General features: G+C 54.1%; 18 protein-coding genes, 1 tRNA gene and 2 pseudogenes. 8 read left to right on the top strand and 13 right to left on the bottom strand.

The annotated features are described in order from the left end of the window. Positions 1 to 59: 59 nt before the first annotated feature. A pseudogene (locus DW082_RS01220) lies at positions 60 to 2,212 on the bottom strand (elongation factor G). A 188-nt stretch (positions 2,213 to 2,400) separates the two neighbouring features. Between DW082_RS01220 and DW082_RS01225 the strand changes: the two are divergent. Beyond that, the gene (locus DW082_RS01225; protein ID WP_101571714.1) at positions 2,401 to 2,883 is read left to right on the top strand and encodes a DUF456 domain-containing protein; all 483 of its coding nucleotides are present in this window, start codon (positions 2,401 to 2,403) and stop codon (positions 2,881 to 2,883) included. Between the two features lie 6 nt (positions 2,884 to 2,889). On the opposite strand, the gene DW082_RS01230 is transcribed toward DW082_RS01225, so the two are convergent. Continuing rightward, positions 2,890 to 3,678, bottom strand: a complete 789-nt coding sequence (locus DW082_RS01230; RefSeq protein ID WP_118457115.1) for a histidinol-phosphatase — start codon at positions 3,676 to 3,678, stop codon at positions 2,890 to 2,892. A gap of 117 nt (positions 3,679 to 3,795) precedes the next feature. Here DW082_RS01230 and DW082_RS01235 point away from each other — a divergent pair, with 117 nt between their 5' ends. Continuing rightward, positions 3,796 to 4,563, top strand: a complete 768-nt coding sequence (locus DW082_RS01235) for a Cof-type HAD-IIB family hydrolase (RefSeq protein WP_118456983.1) — start codon at positions 3,796 to 3,798, stop codon at positions 4,561 to 4,563. A gap of 65 nt (positions 4,564 to 4,628) precedes the next feature. On the opposite strand, the gene DW082_RS01240 is transcribed toward DW082_RS01235, so the two are convergent. The 4 genes and pseudogenes from DW082_RS01240 to DW082_RS01255 all read right to left on the bottom strand — a co-directional run bounded on the left by DW082_RS01240 (position 4,629) and on the right by DW082_RS01255 (position 7,745). Continuing rightward, positions 4,629 to 5,582 carry an SPOR domain-containing protein gene (locus tag DW082_RS01240; RefSeq protein ID WP_118456985.1) on the bottom strand — a complete coding sequence of 318 codons (954 nt, stop codon included), beginning with the start codon at positions 5,580 to 5,582 and terminating at the stop codon, positions 4,629 to 4,631. Continuing rightward, positions 5,582 to 6,406, bottom strand: coding sequence for a prolipoprotein diacylglyceryl transferase (lgt, locus tag DW082_RS01245; protein ID WP_055202469.1), 825 nt, complete (start codon positions 6,404 to 6,406; stop codon positions 5,582 to 5,584). The genes DW082_RS01240 and lgt overlap by 1 nt, the downstream gene beginning before the upstream one ends. A 177-nt stretch (positions 6,407 to 6,583) precedes the next feature. Next, a pseudogene (locus DW082_RS01250) lies at positions 6,584 to 7,174 on the bottom strand (riboflavin synthase); the annotation flags it as partial. Positions 7,175 to 7,178: 4 nt separating this feature from the next. After that, a complete protein-coding gene (locus tag DW082_RS01255) occupies positions 7,179 to 7,745 on the bottom strand; it encodes a S24 family peptidase (RefSeq protein ID WP_257937045.1) in 567 nt (188 codons plus the stop codon). A 705-nt stretch (positions 7,746 to 8,450) separates the two neighbouring features. On the opposite strand from DW082_RS01255, the gene DW082_RS01260 reads away from it, so the two are divergent. Next, positions 8,451 to 10,487 (top strand): hypothetical protein, encoded by a 2,037-nt coding sequence (locus tag DW082_RS01260; protein WP_118456987.1) that lies wholly within the window; start codon positions 8,451 to 8,453, stop codon positions 10,485 to 10,487. Positions 10,488 to 10,526: 39 nt separating this feature from the next. Here the strand turns inward: DW082_RS01260 and DW082_RS01265 are convergent, their stop codons facing one another. The 5 genes from DW082_RS01265 to DW082_RS01285 form a co-directional block, all read right to left on the bottom strand. Continuing rightward, the gene (locus DW082_RS01265) at positions 10,527 to 12,266 is read right to left on the bottom strand and encodes an O-antigen ligase family protein (RefSeq protein WP_118456989.1); all 1,740 of its coding nucleotides are present in this window, start codon (positions 12,264 to 12,266) and stop codon (positions 10,527 to 10,529) included. A 104-nt stretch (positions 12,267 to 12,370) separates the two neighbouring features. Further along, positions 12,371 to 13,051, bottom strand: a complete 681-nt coding sequence (locus DW082_RS14225; protein ID WP_147386941.1) for a hypothetical protein — start codon at positions 13,049 to 13,051, stop codon at positions 12,371 to 12,373. Between the two features lie 117 nt (positions 13,052 to 13,168). Next, a complete protein-coding gene (locus tag DW082_RS14230; RefSeq protein WP_147386942.1) occupies positions 13,169 to 13,849 on the bottom strand; it encodes a hypothetical protein in 681 nt (226 codons plus the stop codon). 20 nt (positions 13,850 to 13,869) lie between these two features. Beyond that, the gene (locus DW082_RS01280; protein ID WP_182424056.1) at positions 13,870 to 14,250 is read right to left on the bottom strand and encodes a hypothetical protein; all 381 of its coding nucleotides are present in this window, start codon (positions 14,248 to 14,250) and stop codon (positions 13,870 to 13,872) included. Positions 14,251 to 14,260: 10 nt separating this feature from the next. Further along, the gene (locus DW082_RS01285; protein WP_118456995.1) at positions 14,261 to 15,439 is read right to left on the bottom strand and encodes a hypothetical protein; all 1,179 of its coding nucleotides are present in this window, start codon (positions 15,437 to 15,439) and stop codon (positions 14,261 to 14,263) included. Between the two features lie 457 nt (positions 15,440 to 15,896). Here DW082_RS01285 and DW082_RS01290 point away from each other — a divergent pair, with 457 nt between their 5' ends. Together DW082_RS01290 and DW082_RS01295 are read left to right on the top strand one after the other, a co-directional pair. Continuing rightward, positions 15,897 to 16,463, top strand: coding sequence for a hypothetical protein (locus DW082_RS01290; protein ID WP_118456997.1), 567 nt, complete (start codon positions 15,897 to 15,899; stop codon positions 16,461 to 16,463). Further along, positions 16,361 to 17,887, top strand: coding sequence for a discoidin domain-containing protein (locus tag DW082_RS01295; protein WP_147386944.1), 1,527 nt, complete (start codon positions 16,361 to 16,363; stop codon positions 17,885 to 17,887). The genes DW082_RS01290 and DW082_RS01295 overlap by 103 nt, the downstream gene beginning before the upstream one ends. 245 nt (positions 17,888 to 18,132) lie before the next feature. Here the strand turns inward: DW082_RS01295 and DW082_RS01300 are convergent. Next, positions 18,133 to 18,207, bottom strand: a tRNA-Val gene (locus tag DW082_RS01300). A 224-nt stretch (positions 18,208 to 18,431) separates the two neighbouring features. Next, positions 18,432 to 19,691: a phosphoglycerate kinase gene (locus DW082_RS01305; RefSeq protein ID WP_055202485.1), complete on the bottom strand. Its 1,260-nt coding sequence runs from the start codon at positions 19,689 to 19,691 to the stop codon at positions 18,432 to 18,434. A gap of 168 nt (positions 19,692 to 19,859) precedes the next feature. Between DW082_RS01305 and DW082_RS01310 the strand changes: the two genes are divergently transcribed. From DW082_RS01310 to DW082_RS01320, 3 genes are read left to right on the top strand one after another with little or no spacing between them, the layout of a single operon-like run. Further along, positions 19,860 to 20,333 carry an Lrp/AsnC family transcriptional regulator gene (locus tag DW082_RS01310; RefSeq protein WP_055202487.1) on the top strand — a complete coding sequence of 158 codons (474 nt, stop codon included), beginning with the start codon at positions 19,860 to 19,862 and terminating at the stop codon, positions 20,331 to 20,333. 4 nt (positions 20,334 to 20,337) lie between these two features. Then, on the top strand, positions 20,338 to 20,790 hold the full coding sequence (locus DW082_RS01315) for a 6-carboxytetrahydropterin synthase (RefSeq protein ID WP_118457001.1): 453 nt from the start codon (positions 20,338 to 20,340) through the stop codon (positions 20,788 to 20,790). 11 nt (positions 20,791 to 20,801) lie between these two features. Continuing rightward, complete coding sequence (locus DW082_RS01320; protein ID WP_182424057.1) at positions 20,802 to 21,377, top strand: pentapeptide repeat-containing protein; 576 nt, start codon at positions 20,802 to 20,804, stop codon at positions 21,375 to 21,377. Positions 21,378 to 21,393: the final 16 nt, after the last annotated feature.

Here is a 21,393-nt window from a genome sequence, read left to right on the forward strand (position 1 = left end):
GGCAACAAACCGGGGAAGTCTCGCGCGAGACTTCCCCGGAATTGTCGAAGCGACGGCGGTTATTCGTCTTTATCGGTATCGGCATACGCTTTCAACAGTTTCTCCTGCACATCGGCCGGCACCTGCTCGTAAGAGGCGAACTTCATCGAATAGGTCGCGCGCCCGTTGGTCAGCGAACTGAGCGTAGTCGAATAACGATACATCTCGGCCAGCGGAACCCGGGCTACGAGACGCTCGAATCCTTTGTCGCTGCTCATCCCTTCGATCATCGCGCGGCGGTTCTGCAGATCGCTCATCACGTCGCCCATCTTGTCGGACGGCACGAGCACCTCGACGCTGTAAATCGGCTCCATAATCTTCGGGCCGGCCTTTTTGAAAGCTTCCTTGAAAGCATTGCGGCCCGCCAGTTTGAACGACAGCTCGTTCGAATCGACTGGATGCATCTTGCCGTCGTAAACCACCACCCGGATATCGCGAGCATACGAACCGGTCAGCGGCCCCTCTTCCATCTTCTCCATAATCCCTTTCAGGATGGCCGGCATGAAACGGGCGTCAATCGCCCCGCCCACGACGGCGCTGCAAAATACGAGCTTCCCGCCCCACGGGAGCGCTACTTCCTCTTTGGTTTTGATATTCAGCACCAAATCCTTACCGTCCACCTTATATCTCCCGGGATCGGGCATCCCCTCGAAATAAGGCTCGATTATCATCCACACCTCGCCGAATTGGCCCGCGCCGCCGGACTGTTTTTTATGACGGTAATCGGCGGCAGCCACTTTGGTAATCGTTTCCCGGTAAGGGATTTTCGGCGCGAAAAACTCCACGTCGATCTTATTCTGATTCGCCAGTTGCCATTTCAGGATATTCAGGTGGTGTTCGCCCTGCCCCTGCACGATCGTCTGTTTCAGTTCTTTCGAGTACTGACCAGGATCGTCGGATCCTCGAAATGAGCCCGATTCAGCAGCTCGCCGAGCTTTTCGTCCTCTCCCGTCTTGACCGACCGGACGGCCGCCCGGTAACGGGGTTCCGGGAATTTGATCGGTTCGATCTCGATTCCCGATCCGGCGGCGGCCAGCGTCTGGTTCGTACGCGTGCCCTTCAGTTTCACGGTGCAGCCGATGTCCCCGGCCTCCATTTCCGTCACTTTGACGCGCCCTTTGCCTGCCACGGCGAACAACTGCGATATCTTCTCTTTATTTCCCGTTTTCGAATTGATCAGTTCCATGCCTTCGGCCACCCGACCCGAAACCACCCGGAAGAAGGTCATCTCGCCAAGATGCGGTTCGACGGCGCTTTTGAATACGAACAGCGCGGTCGGAGCTTTGCTGTCGGCCGGGACTTCGCCGCCGTCCACGTTCCGGAAAGCGGGAGCCTTGATCGGGCCGGGAGCCACGTTGATAATAAACTCCATCAGCCGTTTCGCCCCAATATCGCGTTTGCCCGAAGCGCAGAACACCGGCACCAAGTCGCGTTTGGCCAACCCGAGTTTCAGCCCCGAACGCATTTCGTCCTGCGTCAGCACGCCTTTGTCGAAATAGAGTTCCATCAGCGACTCGTCGTTCTCGGCGGCCGCTTCGGTCAGTATTTGATTCAGTTCGCGGGCCCGCTCCATTTCGGATTCGGGGATTTCGAGTTCCTCGCGGATCCCGGTATCGCCTTTGAACTTGTACATTTTCATCAACAGCACATCGACGAACGCATCGAAACCGGGCCCCGGATTGACCGGATACTGCACCAGCACGGGTTTCACGCCGGAAGCCACCTTTAGCGATTCGAGCGTATTTTCCCACGAAGCCTTTTCGCTGTCCAATTGATTGATCACGGCGATGATCGGTTTCTCGTGCGCACGCGCATAGCGCGCCTGAATTTCCGTCCCCACTTCGAAACCGTTCTGCGCATTCAGCAACATCACGCCCACGTCGGCTACTTTGAACGCCGAAAACAGCCCGCCGCAAAAGTCGTCCGAACCCGGCGTATCGATGATGTTCAGCTTACACCCGTTGTACTCGGCGAACAGGATCGTCGGGTAAATCGACCGTTTATACAGATGTTCGACCTCCGTGTAGTCCGACAGCGTATTGTCGTTTTCGATACTGCCGCGGCGGTCGATCACCTTTCCGTCAAAAGCCATTGCCTCGGCCAGAGTCGTCTTTCCCGAGCCTGAGGCGCCGAGTAGGACTACGTTTTTGATCTCGTGCGTTGTGTACTTCATAATCGAAAAAAGTTTTAGGTTCGACTTCGATTCAGATTCACTAAACAGCTTTAAATTTAGAAAAATAATCGCGAAAATGCAACGGTTTCAAAAGATTTTCATAATTTTCAACCCGTTTACGGCAGTCCTTTTTCTCCGACGTTGGAAGGGATGCCGCAAATTTCGGAAAATCACAAAATCCGAAAAAAATGGATACCCTGTTGATCATTCTCGCGATCCTCTGTACGCTGGGCGGCGTCGCCGGCTGCATCCTGCCGATATTGCCGGGGCCGCCGCTGAACTTTCTCGCCCTGCTGCTGATGCGCTGGAGCGGACACGCCGGTTTCGACAGCCGCTTCCTGTGGATATGGGCGGCCGTTACGCTGATCGTCTCGGCATTGGATTATCTGCTGCCCGGCTACCTGGCCAGGCGTTTCGGCGGATCGAAATACGCCGCGACCGGATCGACGGTGGGTATGATCGTCGGACTGCTGTTTTTCCCGCCGGCAGGGCTGATCGTCGGGGCTTTCGCGGGCGCGCTGATCGGGGAACTGCTGTACGACCGCGACGATCTCCGGAAAGCCGTCCGGGTAGCGATCGGTTCGTTCGTCGCATTTCTGCTGAGTACCGGATTGAAACTGGCGGCATCGCTCGCAATGGGTTATTACGTGATCCGGGCCCTGTTCGTATAGAAAGCGTCAATAGCTGAAATAAGGAATGGTATCGATGGTTTTGATATTCAGTTCGCGCAGCGCCCGCACCCCCCGTTCGTAAAAAACCGTATTCTCAAGCATCCGGTTGTCGTGCGCATCCATGCCGACGATGGCCGTACACCCTTCGTCGGCCGCGATTTTCCAGAAGTCGGGATGCGGGAACATAACCTCTCCGCGCTCCTCCCGGTAACCGAGCAGGCTGACGTTGTATTCCAGCGGCAGGCCCGTCCGGTATGCTTTGCGGCAAATCCGGCGGCTGATCCGGGCACAGTGCTCGTCGAACGTTTTATAACTGTTTATGAACAGATCGGGATGCGCCAGGTAAGCAAACATTCCGGCTTCCATCCCTTTGAGTACGCTCTCTTCGTACATTTCGAGCATTTCAAGCGTCCGGGTGTGCATACCGAAATAAGGATATCGCTCGTCCGATTCGTAAAAATGATTGCCGAAAATCACGTAATCCAGCCGCTCGCGGCGAATCGTCTCCCAAAGCCAGGGCATGTATTCCGGAAAATACTCGCACTCGAGTCCGACCCTGATCTCAATCCGATCGCGGTATTTCTCGCGCAGGGCGCGCACGCTCGCCAGATAGCCGGGCAGTTCGTCGAGCATCATCCGCACTTCCGGAACAAAAGGAGAATCGTATTTCCACGGCGTATGGTCGGAAAATCCGAGTACTCGGAACCCGCCGGCAATGGCGCTCAGCACGTAATCTTCATCGCTGCCCACGGCATGATGGCAACGGGCGGTATGGGTATGATAGTTCGTTTTCAGCATGATTTCGTAATCGGTCCGCCACAGTAAAACGGCAAAATCCTGCGGCAAAATTAATTTCTTTATCTTTGCCGCACAAATAAAAACCGGCATCCGGCCGGCAAACACGCAACGACCATGATTAAAGCGGTATTTTTCGACATCGACGGCACGCTGGTAAGTTTCAAAACCCACCGGGTTCCCCCGTCGACGGTACAAGCGCTGGAAAGACTGCGCGCCCGGGGAATCAAACTGTTCATCGCCACCGGACGTCACCACGCCGATCTGAACAACCTCGGCGGGCTCGCATTCGACGGTTACATCACGCTGAACGGCCAGTACTGTTACGACGACCGCGGCGTGATTTACAAGAACTGCATCCGTGCGGAAGATATCCGAACGACTGTCGACCTGCTCGCCCGCGACCCGTTCGGCTGCCTGTTCATCGAAGAGCACCGGATGTACATCAACCGGATCGACGACAAGGTAAAAATTTCGCAAAAGCTGATCAACTTTGCCGATCCGCCGGTCGTCCCGGCCGAAACCGCACTGCACAACGATATCTACCAACTCATGGCGTTCGTAGGCCCCGAACAGGAACGCACGCTGATGGATTCGCTCCCGCACTGCGACTCGACGCGCTGGAACCCGTACTTCATCGACGTCGTCCCGGCAGGCGGCAGCAAACGACTCGGGATCGACGCGATGATCCGCGCGCACGGAATCGACCTCGCCGAAACGATGGCTTTCGGGGACGGCCAGAACGATATCGAGATGCTGCGCCACGCAGGAATCGGAGTCGCGATGGGAAATGCGGCGGACGAAGTCAAACGGGCGGCGGACTACGTCACCACCGGCGTCGACCGCGCAGGAATCGCCAAAGCGCTGCGTCATTTCGGACTGTAAACCCCGCTCGCAAGAACGAAACGGCCTGTCTTCGAAGACAGGCGTTTTCGTCTTCGCACCGGAAGCTATCGTGCGGATTTGGATTTGAAAACCCACGCATCCGGGAACAGGCCGGACACCTCGTTCTTCATCCGATTCGCCTCGGTTTCGGCCGTAGCCCCGAAAACGGAAACCAGAATCTTTCCGTTCGGCATCGGGATTTTCGCATATTCCAGTTGATCGTTTTTCTTTTTGGCCGACGCGATGAACTTCTCGGCATTCTGATCCGTGCTGTAAGTACCCACGATCACGTAATAGTGCATTGCAGCAGTCGCAGGAACTAATTTTGCCGCAGGAACGGTCGCCGGCTCGCGCACCGGTTCGGGCTGTTTCGCAGGCACAGCGGCAGACGAATCCACTCCCGCCGGAGCACCGGACTCTCCGGCCGAGGAATCGGAACCGGCCGCCGCAGGAACCTTCACGGCCGGAGAATCCGGCGCGGCCGGGACAGACGCCGGCAATACGGGCTGTTCAGACAGCCGCACGATCCGCATCTGTTCGCTGTATTCGTACCACACGATCGCGCCAACCGAAATTCCGACGCCGATCAACACCGCGAAAACGACCCACATCGCCACCCGTTTCGCATCGATCCGCCCGGGCAGGCGCACCGCACCCGTATCCACCGGATTCAACGCCTCCTCCAGACCGGGATCGGGCGTAAAAACGCCCTCGCGGATATTGCCCACCGCCCCGATCGTCACTCCCTCCTCCGAGCAGTTTTCGGCGAGCCAGCGGTTATAGATCTCCCGCGCCTGTTCGGGATCGGTCTGGTCGTACCCAGCGATCAGATCCACGATGTGCGGAATCCCCGGCAGTTCGTCCGTTACGAGTTCCACCCGGTTGACCGGCGGCGTTACGACGCCCGGCTTCTGCATTTCTGCGGGAACCGTCACCGCATACAGCGTTCCGATCCCCGGCAGGACAACGCCCTGACGCTTCGCCAGCGCGTTATACACCAAATTACTGACCTGATCCATTATTTCGTTTTCTTAGAAAGTTCTTTTGCAGGACGTTTAAGCGCCCGGTACAGGATGACGACGCCCAGAATCACGAACGGGACGCTCAACCACTGTCCCATATCCAACAACATGCCACGTTCGAACTCTTCCTGCGGATTCTTGATGAATTCGACGAAAAAACGGAAGCCGAACAGCGCGATCAGGAAGATACCGAACATCACGCCGGGCCGCTTCCGGGCGACGTCCTTGCGGTAATACATCCAGCACAGCACGACGAACAGGATCAAGTAGGCGAGCGCCTCGTAGATCTGGGTCGGGTGCATCGGCACGGTCTCTCCGGCCCTTACGAAAACGAATCCCCACGGCAGCGAAGTCGCCTCGCCGTAAATTTCGGAATTCATCAGGTTCCCGATCCGCACCAGCGCGCCGGCAATGCAGACGGCAATCGCGATGCGGTCCAGCGACCACATGTAAGGCATCTTGTTTTTCCGCGAAAAGAGCCACAGCCCGACGAGCAGCCCGACGGCGGCTCCGTGACTGGCCAGTCCCCCCTGGTGAATATACAGGATTTCGACGGGATGGGTCAGGTAATAACCCGGATCGTAAAACAAGCAGTGCCCGAGACGAGCGCCGATGATCGTCGACAGGACGCCGTACCAGAAGATCGAATCGAACATCTTGTCGCTGTACCCCTCGCGTTTGATCAGGTTACTGAATATATAGGCGCTGATTCCGAGCGCCAGCGCCCACATCAGACCGTAATAGCGGATCTCGACCGGCCCGAACGTAAACAGGGTCGGATGCACGTCCCATCGGACAAACAACGGTAAAAGCGAATTCATCATTTCGATTCCAGGAATTGATCGGGTTACTACGGGTCGTACGAACCCGGTATTTCGAACAAATATAGCTATTTTTAGCCAAAGTAGCACACCCGGCAGCCCTTTGGCGATTATCCGGAAAGCGAAAGCGCCGCGACCCGGGTCGCGGCGCTTCGTTCCGGCGGCGGGAAACTCACGCTTGATATATTGTTTCACCAATTTGGTAATGTATTTACCGACGATATCGAACTCCAGGTTAACGACCGTTCCCACCCGAAAAGTATGGAAATTGGTATGCTCGTGCGTGTACGGGATAATCGCCACCTGAAACGAACCCTCGGCCGAATTGACAACCGTCAGACTGACCCCGTTCACGGCGACCGACCCTTTTTCGACCGTGATATTGCCCGCCGACGGATCGTATTCGAACGTATAGTACCAACTGCCGTCGGCCTCGCGGATCGCCGTACAGCGCGCCGTCTGGTCGACATGCCCCTGCACGATATGACCGTCCAGCAGCGCGTCGGGCCGCATACTGCGCTCCAGATTGACCAAATCGCCTTCGGTCAGCCCTCCGAGGTTCGACTTGAGCAGCGTCTCGCGGATTGCCGTGACCGTATAGCGGGAGCCGTCCAACTCCACAACCGTCAGGCACACGCCGTTGTGCGCGACGCTCTGATCGATCTTCAACTCCCCGGTAAACGGACATTCCAGCGTGAAATGCCGGTTTCCCCGCTCCTCGCGGATCGCCACGATCCGCCCCGTCGTCTCTACAATTCCCGAAAACATAATCTTACAAACTTTTTTTGATGATAATCCCCCTTACGATAAACAACTTCGTAATTTCGCTGCTGCGGATCGAAATGGGATCGTACTGTTTGGTATTACTCGCCAGCAGCTGGATATCGGTCGGATCTTCGCCGAAACGGATAATGCGTATTCCCCGGAAATACTGGGTCACCACCAGATAAGCCTCCCCGGGAATAATGGCCGGAACCGTCCACTTTTTCAGAATGACGATCGACCCCGCCGGAATCTCGGGTTGCATGGCCGTCCCGATATTCAGGGCGGCGAGATCGCAGTCGTTGAACAACGGGACATTGATCCGGAAACGCGGTTCGGAACGCAAGTCGGACTCTACGGCCGAAAGCACGTCCATCCCGTAATAAGGCACTCCGCCTCCTTCGGGGACGGTCGCCGGCTGCGATTCGATAAACATATCCCCTTCGCCGGTCAACAGCCACCCCTTGCTTACCGTCGGATACTTGGTCGTAATCAGGTTCGCCAGGTCGCGGCTGATCCCGTTATTGCCTCGTTTTATCTGGTAGAGGTTTTCACTCCTCTTTAAACCGATATTCAAGGCGAACGAGTTTACAGACAACCCGGTCCACTTTATTACGCGTTCAAGTCTATGCCACGTATCCAACATGCGGTATTATTATTTTATTTTGCAAATGTACATCATTTGTCCTGAAATGACGCAACATATAACAAGATAATATTGCAAAATAGCATTAAAAATTGAAAAAACGCGCTCTTTTTCAAGAACAAATCGGTCAATACGGCAAACCGTCTTGAATTTATTCAATCTTCCGAAAATATAAAAAGCTCTTTTTATCCCACTTTTCAACGCGCTGCGCAAATTTCGTTCGCTCCGCCGCTCCCGTCGAAAAAACCGGCTCCGTTTTCCGGCAGAAATCCCGCCGGGAAGCCCCGCAAAACCGATCCGGAAGCGCCGCGCGACAAAAATTACAAAACGCAGACCGCACATCTTGCGTCTCCCGCAAAAAAAGGCGGAAGCGGCGAAGAGCCGACCCGGACAAAGACGCACGCGCGACGGTCAGGGACGGAATCCGGCAACCGGAACGGATTCCGAAACCGGGATTTCACGACAAACGAAACGAACCCCGCCACGAACGCCGTTCCGTCGGCGCATAAAACCGACGATATGTACGATCGTTTCGCTATTTTTCTTATCTTGCAATCAATTAACCGCCCGTACCCGCCGGATCGCTCCCGGCCGTGTCCGGACCGATCCGCAGACTCAACCTATTTAATATTAAAAATGCGCCATTTTTATCTATCAGTCGTACTCCTATCGGGAATACTTCTTTGCTGCTGCACCCAACGCGAATTTACGCTGGAATGGGCGCTCAGCCTGGCAGGCGACAACCGGGCCGAACTGGAACGGGTGCTCGACCACTACAAACAAAATCCGGCCGACAGCCAGAAATACCGTGCCGCAGTCTACTTGATTACGAACATGCCGGGGCATTACAGCGTCGACTCCGTTCTGGCCAACCGTTTTTGCGACAAGGCCGACTCGGTGATGGCGATCCCGCTGGACACGTCGTTCCTGGAGCTATCGAAAACGGATTTCAACATGGCCCGGAATCTGGACTGGGAAAAGTTCAAAGTCCCCGCCCTCGAAAAGATTTCGAAAGAGATGCCTTTCAAACAGGAATCCCTGAGACCCGACATCCAGGTAATCAAGGCCGATTACCTGATTAAAAATATCGACAGCGCTTTCGCGACCTGGAAGACGTCGCCGTGGTCGGCACATCTGAATTTCGACCACTTCTGCGAATTCATCCTCCCCTACAAAGTGCAAGACCCGTTCCTGCCCGACGACTGGCGCGAATACTGCCGGAAATTCTGCGATTCGATCGTGGATCTGAGCGACATGGATCGCTGCCAATATTACAAAAACTCGATCCATTGGGCCGCCCGGTTCGTCAACAGCGCGCTGCTCCCGAACATGCGGATCATCGGCCCCTATACCTACAACGGCAACCAACCTATCAGGATGTCGACCTGGATGAAAAAACACTTCGTCTCGTGCGGCGAAAAAGGGATCGTCTGCATGGCGGTCATGCGGAGCAAAGGCATTCCGATGGCCGTAGACTACACGCCCCAGTGGCCGACCGGTTACGAGGGCCACTCCTGGTGCGCGGTGCTGACCACCGCCGGCGGCAACTACGAAAAGTTCGATCCGTTCGAAGGGTTTCCGGGCGAAGCCTACCGTCCGGGAGAAACCATGGCGAAAGCTTTCCGGGAAGGGTACGCCATCAATCCGCTGCTGTTCCGTATCAACCGCTCGGGAGAAGACGTTCCTCCGTTTCTGCGCAACAGTTTCATCAAGGACGTAACGTCCGAGTACATGTCCACGCAGACGATCGAGGTATCCATTCCGGACAGCCTGAAACAGCAGAACAGGTTCGCCTACCTCTCCATGTTCGACAACAAGAACTGGGTTCCGATCGCATGGGGCGAAGTGAAACGGTCGAAAGTCCGCTTCGAAGACATCGGGCGCAGCGTCGCCTACCTGCCGTCGTATTACATCGACGGTAAAGTCGTCCCGTTTTCCTATCCGTTCACGCTCGATGCGAACGGACGGGCGGAGTATATGATCCCGGACACGACCCGGCTGCAATCGGTAGACCTGACGCGCAAATACCCGCCCCATTACCACGTGTACAACACGACCAAAAGGTTGATCGGCGGCAAATTCCAGGCGGCGAACCGACCCGACTTTCGGGATTCGGTCACGGTATTCGAATTTCCGGAAGGGTGGAACGATCCGACCGGGACGATCGACCTGAGCCGGGATACGGCCAAATACCGCTACTGGCGTTTCCTGTCTCCGCCCGACCGGCACAACCAGATGGCCGAAGTCCGCTTTTACCTCGCCGGCGACACCGTCCCGAACACAGGTAAAATCATCGGCACGCCGGGCACCCGAATCGGGGACCCGAAAAACCACAAGGAGGCCATGTTCGACAACGATCCGTTCACGTTCTTCGACGCGCCGTTCCCTTACGACGGATGGGCCGGCATGGACTACGGGAAACCGGTTTCGATGGACCGCATCCTGTTCGTCTACCGAAGCGACGACAACAACGTGTGGATCGGAGACGAATACGAGCTGTTCTACTGGAAAGACCGACACGGTTGGGCCTCGCTCGGCAAACAGAAGGCAGAAAACCTGAAACTGCACTACGACAGCATCCCCACCCACGCTCTGTTCTTCATCCGCGATTACACGCGCGGGGTTCAGGAACGCATATTCACCATCGAGGACGGCAAACAGGTCTGGTGGTAAACGCCGCGAGCAGAGCCCCGGCGCCGATTCTCCGCAGCATCACCAATCGTTCCGCCGGAGATGCTTCAGGTAATTCCGGGCTTCGGCTTTTATGCGGATCGACGTGGAATTCATGATCCGGACGGGAAAGGCGACGAGCGCTTTGGCCGTTTGTCGGGCACGGAGCGTATCTCCCTGCGACCGATACAGCCGGAACAGACAGTACCGCGGATAGATACGCGTCGGAATCATCTGCCGGGCCTGCGCGAAACACGCCTCCGCTTCACGGAACCCGTAAACGTTCAAATAAGCGTTTCCCAGATCGCACAGCGTTTCCGACGTCTTCCGCACATGGGCATGATAAACGGGGAATACGCCCAGGCAATCGCAATACCGCCGGTTCAGATAAAGATGCCGGCAGTATTCCCACATGAAACCGGGATGATAGATCACGTCCGGGAGACAGTCTTTCACCCGGTTCAGGCTCTCTTCGGAAGGAGACCGCATATAATCCTGCAAACGGCCGGAAGCGCGTTCGTAACGTCCCTGAAACCGAACGGCCATGCCGGCGACCGCCAAAACGAGCGCGACCGCGACGCCCCGTCCGACAGCCGGCACCGTCGCAGTGCGAAGCGGACGCAGTCGCAACAGCCCCGGCAACAGGGCATAATAAAATTTCAGCGGATAAATATCCGACGTATAGGAAAAAAACGAAAAGACCAGCAACGCCAGTATCCCGCCCCGGATCGGATCGCGGAAACGGCCCGCACGGGATTTTCCGAAAAGGGACAGCAGGAATCCGCCCGCGAGCAGCAGGCCGACCGCGCCCTGCTCGCATCCCACACGAATAAACTCGTTGAACGCCCGGTGATTGTTCCCGGCGACATCCAGGAACGGAGACTGAGGATTCTCCGCAAAATATTCGCTCTGAGCATCCATATAGCGCGAAGCGTAAGAAGCGATCCCGCTGCCCGTAACGGGCGACTCGACGAACATCCGGCAACTGACCCGCCAGATCAGCAGCCGAGCGTCGGCCGAACCTTTTTTATACCCGTACAGCGCGCACAGGACGCCGGCAAAAACGACTGCCGCCGCGATCTTCAGTCCGACGGGAATCCCCGTCCATCGAATCCCGGCGGCCCGGCAAAGCAGCCAGGCCAGCGCCAGTAGCACGGCAAGCCAGGCGGCACGCGAATCGGACAGAGCCAGCAGACAGCCGACGACCAGCACGGCAACCGCCCATCCGGCAGCCGACGGCCAGCGTCTCCGACGTACCGCCCGGATCGCCAAACCGGCGCCGACGACCCAGCAAACGGCCAAGTAACCGCCGTAAGGCCCCGGATTCATAAAACTGCCGGTAACCGGAAAAAGGTTGTGGTTGGACGGAAGTACGTCCAGCCACTGTAAAAATCCGACCGCCGCCTGCACGCAACCCGAACAGACGATCGCTCCGAGGACGAGCGGCACGGCGCGCTCCGGCACGCTGCGAGCCAACAGGTATCCCAGCAACAGGGAAATCCACTCGAAAATCGGCAGGGCGTCCGTTCCCCCGGCCTTAACGAACAACAGGTTGCACGCGCCCCACGACAGGTACAGCGCGAGCAGCACGTCCGGCAGCGCGATACGGAGCCGTCTACCGGGAACCAGCAGCGCCTTCAACAGAAAAATAAAACCCAGAGCATACAGGCAGACGAACGCCGCCCGGAAACGGCACAGCGCGGAAAAGCAATCGAAAACCAGCGGGCACAAAACGACGAAGCCCCCGAACAGACCGTAAACCAGGTATCGTACTTTTTTCATTCCGATCCGACAAAGATTAGATAATCAAAGATATAAAAAAGAAGCGCGACCGGCGAACCGGACCGCGCTTTCTTTTGCACCTTACCGCATATTCCGGCGTTCCGTTACTGTAGCGGCGTTTCGTTCCCGTTCCAGATATCGGCGGTTTCGAGGGTCGTCATAGAATAGTCCTTCGGCTGATATTTCTTTTCGGACAGCTTATTGACCTTGCCGTCGTCGTCGATCTGGTAAACCGTGTCGATCCGCTGGGCATTCAACGAAGAGATCTTTTTCTGGATATAATCTTCGTAAAAATAGATCGGCGTCGGCGAAGTCGGCTTCAATTCGTAAACGAAAAGCTTCATCTCTGGCGTAATTTTGTATTGCTTCAGTTTGATATCGCTAAATTTTACTTCAACCTCAACCCAATCAATCTGATTAGCATTAAAATCATAAGTAACCAACAACATATTCCGGGCATCCGATTGGCCCACATTTACACCTAATGTCGTATAATTAGAATTTCCCGGTTTACGGAATTGAAAACAACCAACACAAAATTCTTCCTTATCCGGATCAGAATAAGTCTCTGGTTTTGTCCGTTGAAAATCCTGATAAATTATATCAGGAAATTTACGGTCTTCTTTTTGAATGTAAATCCATTTTTGAGACTGTTTAGGCACGTTGGCCGTTGGCGTAGGAAGAACGGGAACGCCTTCAATAACTTCTTTTATCGTTTGCGCCTGAACCGTACTTTCAACAAAAAAAGCAAAAAGCAAAAAAACAATCAAAAAAATCTTTCTCATTTTCAGGACAAACAAGAATTACACTGTTACATAATATATAAAAAGAAGCGCGACCGGCAAGCACCGGCCGCACTCTTTTTACATTATCGCCGGGAAAACGCCTGCAGGCTCGTCGGTTTACTGAAGAGGTACTTCGTTCCCGTTCCAGATATCGGCGGTTTCGAGGGTCGTCATGGAATAGTCCTTCGGCTGATATTTCTTTTCGGACAGTTTATTGACCCTGCCGTCGTCGTCGATCTGGTAAACCGTGTCGATCCGCTGGGCATTCAGCGAAGAGATCTTTTTCTGGATATAATCTTCGTAAAAATAGATCGGCGTCGGCGAAGTCGGCTTCAACTCGTAAACGAAAAGCTTCATCTCTGGCGTGATTTTGTATTGCTTCAGTTTGATATCGCCGAATTTAACCTCCACATCGACCCAATCAATCGGAGAACCGTCGAATTCATAGGTCGCCAGAAGTATGTCCCTGTAATCCCCTTCGTCGATACTAATCCCCAGAATCGTAAATTCGGAATTCCCCGGTTTGCGAAATTGACAATATGCAGTACAATCCGTTTCCCGATCCGGATCTTTATAAGTAATACGTTGATTACGTTGAAAATCCTTGTAAGTATAATCCGGGAAACCCCTGTCTTCACCAGGGACATTATAAGCAGCTCGACGTTGTTTAGTTATATCCGAGGATGGAGGAGCCGTAACAGGAATATTGTCAATAACCGTTTTCATCCATTCCGATTGGGCTATGCCATGAGTTGCAAAAATCAAAAGCAAAAATCCAGTTAAAAATATTTTTTTCATAACTTTAGTTTAATTATTCTTTACGGTTTTGTCGGTTGCGATATGGTTTCTTCAAGATTTTTTCCGTCATTCGGTCTAACTTGGCTTACAGTATAGCAACTTTTATTATCATTTGCGGACGGATTAAATAATACAACTTTCTCAATTTCATAATACAATCTGTTCGTACTATTATTACAACCTTTATCTACAAAGTCTGTTCCCGTTTCAATATAAGTAAAATAATACATTTTTTGGCGGTCATCGTACCCCCTCCCGGTAACGAGAATCCAATGATCGGTCGTTCCTTCGTTAGAATTTAGCCCCAATTTACGATCAACACCAACTATAATTGGCCTCCCCGCCTCTAAATGCCGTTTAATACATTTATAAGCCAACCCAAAAGTAGTCTTGTAATCCACTCCATAATGTTTAAGCATTCCTCGCTCTTCCCACATCAACTGATACACATGATCCGCCCCCCCCATATTGTCCTTTCAATCCATAATTATCCATTATTGCCTTCGCTGTAAGCAGGCAATCTCCGGTTTGATGATATCCTACAAATTTACTCCTATCCAGCAAATCAGTATGCATTCCGGCCGGAATCCCCGGAGTAGAGGGCGTTCCTCCACCGCCTCCGCCGCTGCCGCTTCCTCCTCCTCCGCCGCCGTAACCGCACAACCCGTTGCAATTTACACCGCCGCCATACGGACATTCCGGATTCGTACAAAACGTGTGAGGCCCCGAAGGATCGGGATTCTGGTCGGGAGTGACTATGATCGGATAGCATATCTCGCACAACGTCGCGTAAGGGTACGACGTGCCGCATCCCGAACAAACGAAACCTATATCGACCGGACCGTCCTCTGAATCGTTGGTTCGCATCAGCATTGCCGACGGCGTCTGCCCCAGATTCAGCCGCATCAACACCGAATCTTCACCTTGCGAAGCACGCTCCGATTGCGGAATGCCCCGGCTCAGCTTCACCCGCTGCTGCCTCCCGTCTTTACGGAGAAATGCGCTCAAATACTCCCCGTGTTCATTAGAAAGGATCACCAGCCCGCTGTAATCCACATCTTTCATGTAGCGGTAATTTTTAATATCCTGCTTCCGCTTCGCAAAACAAGCCGAATCGGGGATAAAGGTAGCGATAAAATAAAATGTTTCGCCGGTCTCGACGTTCTTTTTCAGGATCAGTTTGCTCAGACCGGTCGACAGGTAGGACGACGGCTTGCGACCGTTCCGCTTTTCCGACACGGCGGCCTGCAGCGGAGTCCCTTGAACCGCAAGCGGAATTTCGATCGACACGGCCAGGCCGTTATCGTCGGTCTGCCGCCCTTTCGACCACTGAGGAGTCAACACCGGGCCGCCCTCGACTTCGTCGGCGCCGGGCAGCGCCTTGGTGACGGGAGCGTGCGCATGGCCTGCGCCGATGGTTACGCCGCGAAGGTCCTCGGCCGTCCGTTCGAAATAGGCGCGGGCCTCCGCGACCGAAAACTGATCTGAAATTTGTTCGACATCGTTTTCAAAAATGTCGTACTCGCTGCTGCAGCAATATAAACACGCAGTGCCAGCCAGACATATCAGTCCGGGTAAAAATTTTTTCATAAAAATACGTTAAATTGAGTTTAAAATAAGGTTCGACGTTCCCCGCGACGGGAATGGAAAGCGCGTAACTCTCCCCGCTGTTTGCATTTCTTTTTCCGATTGAATTCCTCCTTTTTCAAATTACGAGGTAAAAGGATCGATCCGGAACGGCCGGCGCTTACACAACACCGGCAGGATCATCGTCTTTCCTTAAGATTAAATAATTTGTTGAATAAAAAATGTTATTTTTATTAAATTGCCGCAACACGCTGCAAAACAACCTACAGCATGATACGATACGCTTTTCGTCTTATTTTATTACCTATATCCGACAAATTTAAAGTTCAAATATAGTAAAATTCGCCTGTTTGCAAAAAAAACCGGCGAACGTTCGCACTACCGCAGGGGCAGAAATACCGCTGTACTTTTGGGTTTTACAGTACGAATCGTAATTTTGTATCTATATAGAAACGACCCTATGAACCTGCCCGAACGAATCATTCTCCTGGTGTCCGTATTATTCACCGGGATCTCATGCAGCCGCAACGAACGCCTCGAAGCGGTTCTGCGGCTGGCCGGAAGCAACCGACCCGAACTGGAAAAAGTGCTGGACCGTTATGCCGCAGACGAGGCGGACAGTCTGAAATACCGCGCCGCGGTTTTCCTGATCGAAAACATGCCCGGCCACATCGGGTACGACCGGACGCAAATGGACTCGCTGACTTCGCTGATGATGCCCGTATTCCGGTCTTCAACCCCGATTCCCGAAAAAAAGGAAGCCGTGGAACGGATATGCCGGCAGTGGGACGAAGACCACGGTAAATTGACGATCAGGCAGGATATCGAAGTGATTACGGCCGACTATCTGATCGACCATATCGACCTGGCGTTCGAAACCTGGCGGAGCGATCCGTGGTGCCGGCATCTGAACTTCGACGAATTTTGCGAGTTCATCCTCCTTACCGGTGCTTCGAACTGCAGCCGCTGGACGACTGGAGACGGGACAACCGCAGCGTATTCCGCCGGGGACTGGACCATAAACTGAAATACGCGGTACGACTGGAAAAATATTCGTTGCAGGCGTGCCGCGAAGTGTATTCCGAAATGCGCAGGCAATTCGGTATGACCGAATCGAATTTCCCGTTCTCCCGGGACTATTCGGGCTACCCGCTGCTTTCGGCTAGAATGCTGATCGAAAACAGGGTTTACCGTTCGTGTTTCGAAACCGCGCTGATGACCATGATCAACATGCGGAGCACCGGTATTCCGGTCGCATTGGATTTTACCCCCCAGTGGGCGGAACGAAGCATCGGGCACACGTGGAACGCACTGCTGACGAACGAGAAAAAAATCATCGCTTTCGGCAGTTTCACGGACGAAGAGCCCGGAATCTTGCACAAGGCCTGCGAAAACATGGTCAAGGTTTTCCGATATACCTACACAATGAACCACAAGTTACTGGAACTGAACCTCAAAGAAAAGGAAGTGCCGGGAACTTTCCGGAACCTATTTATACGGGACGTTACGGAGCAATACATGCAAACGACGGATCTGACCGTTCCGGTGAAGTTCAATGCAGATATCGAAACCCATTACGGTTACCTGGCTGCTTTCGACAATTCGGAATGGGTTCCGCTGGATTTCGGGAAAAGGGACGGATCGAAAATCCGTTTCGGCAACATCGGCCGCACGGCCGCACTGCTTCCGGTCGTCATCGATGCGTCCGGATTCGTCCAGCCCGTGAATTATCCGTTTTCCATTACACGGGACGACGAAATACGCTATTTCATCCCGGACACGGTCAACCGGACGACTCTTACGCTGAAAAGAAAATATCCGGCGGCCTATCACTCGGCGGAAGGCGGACGGCGGCTGATGCAGGGAGTCATGCAGGCCGCGAACGAACCGGATTTCTCGGATGCCGTTTCGTTCCGGGCTTTCGAAACCTGGCAGCCCGCCGTAACGATCCGCGCGGACACTTTGCCGCCCTACCGCTACTGGAGATACATCGCTCCGCCGGAAACGCCGATCGCAATCGCGGAAATGATGTTCATCGACCCAGTCGACACGGCCCGGAAAATAACCGGGAAAATCATCGGAACGGAAGGTTGCAGCGGATACAATGTAAAAGAACATCTGACCGACGGCGACTTGCTGACCTATTACGAATCTCCGAACTGGGGCAAAAACGACTGGATCGGGATGGATTTCGGCGCCCCGGTTTCCCTGAGCAAAGTAATTTGCTATGCCGTTTCCGATGCCAACAGCATCGAATTCGGCGACACTTTCGAACTGTTCTATCACAACGGGAAAGAATGGCGTTCACTCGGAAAAAAGACGGCTTACGATGCTGTGCTCCATTACGGAGACGCCCCGTCAGGCAATGCGCTGTTCGTGTTGAAAAACCTGACCAAAGGTGTCGAAACACGCATTTTCACTTACGAGAACGACGAACAGGTCTGGTGGTAAATTCGCTGGGGACAGAATTTTAGAAATCGTCGTTCAGAAAAAAGCGAACGGAATTTCTGCAGGCGCGCAAAATCATCCCTGCGGCTTACAGCTACCAATCCCTGCCTGAACGCCGTTTCTCAGGACAAACGGCAAACCGGTCACCGCATTGCCGACAAGCATTAGAAAAAACCTCCTCTGTCCACGACCCGCAATAAAAAAAGGTTTAAAACTTCCGTTTCAAACCTTTTCGACTTTAACTGCTGTGGGAGCACAGGGATTCGAACCCCGGACCCTCTGCTTGTAAGGCAGATGCTCTGAACCAGCTGAGCTATACTCCCGAATGCTTATGAACGTCGGCAACCGTCTTATTCCCGATTGCGAGTGCAAAGATAGGCAAAATATTTATTCCTCCAAATATCCGGGAGATTTTTTTGAAATTTTTACGCCCGGAGGAGCGATTGCACGCAGGCGGAAGACACGAAAGCGCGGAGGTGCAAAACGAAAAATACCGGAAAGACACGGTCTCTCCGGTATTTTTCAAATCGGCAGGCTGCGCGATAACTTACTTGCGAATCGCAGCTACGCCCGGCAGTTCGATTCCTTCCATGTATTCGAGCAGGGCGCCGCCGCCGGTCGAAACATAGCTTACCTGGTCGGCCAGACCGAACTTGTTGATGCAGGCAACCGAGTCGCCGCCGCCGATCAGCGAATAAGCGCCTTTCTTGGTAGCCGCCACGATTGCATCAGCAATCGCGCGCGACCCTTTGGCAAAGTTATCCATTTCGAACACGCCCACCGGGCCGTTCCACAGGATCGTCTTCGATTCGGCGATCACCTTCGTAAACTCGGCGGTGGCCTTCGGGCCGATGTCGAGACCTTCCCAACCGTCCGGAATCGCATTCGACGGAGCGATCTGAGTTTCGGTGTCGTTCTTGAACTCTTTTCCGCAAACGGCGTCTTCGGCGAGGTAGATCTTGACGTTCATCTCTTTGGCCTTGGCCAGGATGCCGAGCGCCGTTTCAAACTGATCGGGCTCGCAGATGCTGGTTCCGACCTTACCGCCGAGGGCCGCTTTGAACGTATAGGTCATACCGCCGCCGAGGATCAGATTGTCCACGCGTTTCATCAGGTTTTCGATCACGCTGATCTTGGTGGAAACCTTCGATCCGCCGAGAATGGCCGTAAACGGACGGGCCGGCGCTTCGAGCACTTTGTCGATCGCTTTCAGCTCGCCGAGCATCACGTAACCGAACATCTTGTCGTTCGGGAAGTATTCGGCGATCAACGCCGTCGAAGCGTGCGCGCGATGCGCCGTTCCGAACGCGTCGTTGATATAACAGTCGGCATAGGAGGCCAAGCGTTTGGTAAACTCTTTTTGGCTCGCCTTCAACGCTTTTTTTGCAGCGGCTTTCTCCTCGTCGGTCGCATTCTCCGGCAGTCCGCGCGGTTTGCCCTCTTCCTCGGCGTAGAAACGGAGGTTTTCGAGCAACAGCACCTGTCCGGGTTTCAGCGCAGCGGCCTTCTTGGCAGCTTCTTCGCCCATGCAGTCGCCGGCGAAATCGACTTTCACGCCCAGACGGGCTTCGATTCCCGGGATGATGTTCTTCAGCGAAAACTTGTCTTCCGGGCCTTTTTTCGGACGTCCCAGGTGCGACATCAGAATGGCGGAACCGCCTTCGGCCAGCACCTTCTTGATGGTGGGGATCGCCGCACGGATGCGGGTATCGTCGGTAATTTCGAGTTTTTCGTTCAGGGGCACGTTGAAGTCCACGCGGATAATCGCGCGCTTGCCCTTGAAATCGTAGCTGTCGATCGATTGCATAATACCAAAAATTATTAGGTTAAACTTTTTAAATATCTTTAAGAATTCCCCAAAGTTAAGCAATGTCTCGATATTTTTTCCACTTTATTAGAATTTTTTCAGGGAAAAACGTAACTTTGCTTATAATTAACTTGGGTGGAAAGGCCCGAAATTTACGGAAGGAGGAATATGGCAAAAATTTCACTGGATGCGGTCGACCGCAAGATACTGGGATTTCTGATCAAAAACGCACGGATGCCATTCCTCGAGATCGCGCGGGAATGCGGCGTTTCGGGAGCAGCCATCCACCAACGGGTCAAAAAGCTGGAAGACGCCGGCGTCATCCTCGGCTCCCGGTTACAGGTAAATCCGAAAGCGATGGGCTACGACGTCTGTGCGATCATCGGCATCCGGATCTCCGACCCGACGAAAACCGTACAGACGGTCGAACACCTGCGCAAAATACCTGAAATCACCGAATGTCATTTCATTACGGGCAAATACAACATCCTAATCAAGCTCTACTGCACGAACAACGAACACCTGATGCATACGATCTTCGACCATATCCTGAAACTGCCCGAAGTCTCGCAAACCGAAACGTTCATCTCGCTGATCGAATCGTTCGACCGGCAGGTGGAAATACCCGATCTGGAGGAATAACACGATGGCAGCAATTCGACTTACCAAGGAATTTTCGTTCGAAATGGCCCATACGCTGGCCGGATACGACGGTCCGTGCCGCGAAATCCACGGCCATTCCTACAAGTTGTTCGTCACGGTAAAAGGCGAGCCGGTCGCCGACGCCGCCGAACCGAAATACGGCATGGTAATGGATTTCGGCGAGTTGAAACGGATCGTGGGACGGCTGATCGTCGACCGGTACGACCATGCGCTGGTCATGCGGGCGACCGCCGATAACGGCGAACTGATCCGAACGCTGCGCGGCAACTACGCGAAAATCGAAGTCGTCGACTACCAGCCGACCTGCGAAAACATGGTCGCCCGTTTCGCCGCCGCGATCGGAAAAGAGCTGCCGGCAGGGGTCGAACTGTTTTCGATCCGCCTGCACGAAACGGCCACCTCGTTCGCCGAATGGTTCCGCTCGGACAACCGTTAACTCCGACCGCCATGCAGCAGCCCGTCGTCTATTTTCAAAAAACGTTTTCGAAAGAGGAATTCCCTTTCGAAAACCTGTCAGGGGCCGAATTCGAACGATGCAGCTTTACGGAGTGCGATTTTTCGTACGTAAACCTGTCGGGGGCGCTGTTCACCGGATGCGCTTTCCGGTTATGCCGTTTCGTGGTTCCCGACCTGAAACGAGTCCATCTGCAAAGCGCCGTTTTCGAAGAGTGCCAATTGTCCGGCGCGGATTTCGGCCAGTGCGAAGCCCTGGGATTCTCGGTAGATTTCCGGCATTCGAAACTGGACAACTGTTCGTTCCGCAAACGCAAAATGTCCGGAACGCCGTTTTCGAAAAGCGTCCTGAACGACTGCTTTTTCACCGAAAGCGACCTGACGGGCGCCTCGTTCGACGACTGCTCCTTGCCGGGAACCGTGTTCGATCGCTGCACGCTGAAAGGGGCGGACTTCCGCTCAGCATCGGAATTCGCGATCGACCCGGCGCAGAACAACCTGCGGAAAGCCAAATTTTCAACCTATAACCTGGCCGGACTGCTCTCCGGATACGGCATCGTAATCGAATGACGCCCGGCCCGCAAAC

Origin of the sequence: Alistipes sp. AF48-12, assembly GCF_003477565.1 — a bacterium.
GTDB lineage: Bacteria > Bacteroidota > Bacteroidia > Bacteroidales > Rikenellaceae > Alistipes_A > Alistipes_A hominis.

Coding starts and splice junctions, on each gene's coding strand:
- DW082_RS14225 (WP_147386941.1), bottom strand. CDS start 13,051: ATGAGAAAGATTTTTTTGATTGTTTTTTTGCTTTTTGCTTTTTTTGTT.
- DW082_RS01240 (WP_118456985.1), bottom strand. CDS start 5,582: ATGGATCAGGTCAGTAATTTGGTGTATAACGCGCTGGCGAAGCGTCAG.
- lgt (WP_055202469.1), bottom strand. CDS start 6,406: ATGAATTCGCTTTTACCGTTGTTTGTCCGATGGGACGTGCATCCGACC.
- DW082_RS01310 (WP_055202487.1), top strand. CDS start 19,860: ATGGCAAAAATTTCACTGGATGCGGTCGACCGCAAGATACTGGGATTT.
- DW082_RS01260 (WP_118456987.1), top strand. CDS start 8,451: ATGCGCCATTTTTATCTATCAGTCGTACTCCTATCGGGAATACTTCTT.
- DW082_RS01320 (WP_182424057.1), top strand. CDS start 20,802: ATGCAGCAGCCCGTCGTCTATTTTCAAAAAACGTTTTCGAAAGAGGAA.
- DW082_RS01285 (WP_118456995.1), bottom strand. CDS start 15,439: ATGAAAAAATTTTTACCCGGACTGATATGTCTGGCTGGCACTGCGTGT.
- DW082_RS01235 (WP_118456983.1), top strand. CDS start 3,796: ATGATTAAAGCGGTATTTTTCGACATCGACGGCACGCTGGTAAGTTTC.
- DW082_RS14230 (WP_147386942.1), bottom strand. CDS start 13,849: ATGAAAAAAATATTTTTAACTGGATTTTTGCTTTTGATTTTTGCAACT.
- DW082_RS01305 (WP_055202485.1), bottom strand. CDS start 19,691: ATGCAATCGATCGACAGCTACGATTTCAAGGGCAAGCGCGCGATTATC.
- DW082_RS01290 (WP_118456997.1), top strand. CDS start 15,897: ATGAACCTGCCCGAACGAATCATTCTCCTGGTGTCCGTATTATTCACC.
- DW082_RS01225 (WP_101571714.1), top strand. CDS start 2,401: ATGGATACCCTGTTGATCATTCTCGCGATCCTCTGTACGCTGGGCGGC.
- DW082_RS01265 (WP_118456989.1), bottom strand. CDS start 12,266: ATGAAAAAAGTACGATACCTGGTTTACGGTCTGTTCGGGGGCTTCGTC.
- DW082_RS01315 (WP_118457001.1), top strand. CDS start 20,338: ATGGCAGCAATTCGACTTACCAAGGAATTTTCGTTCGAAATGGCCCAT.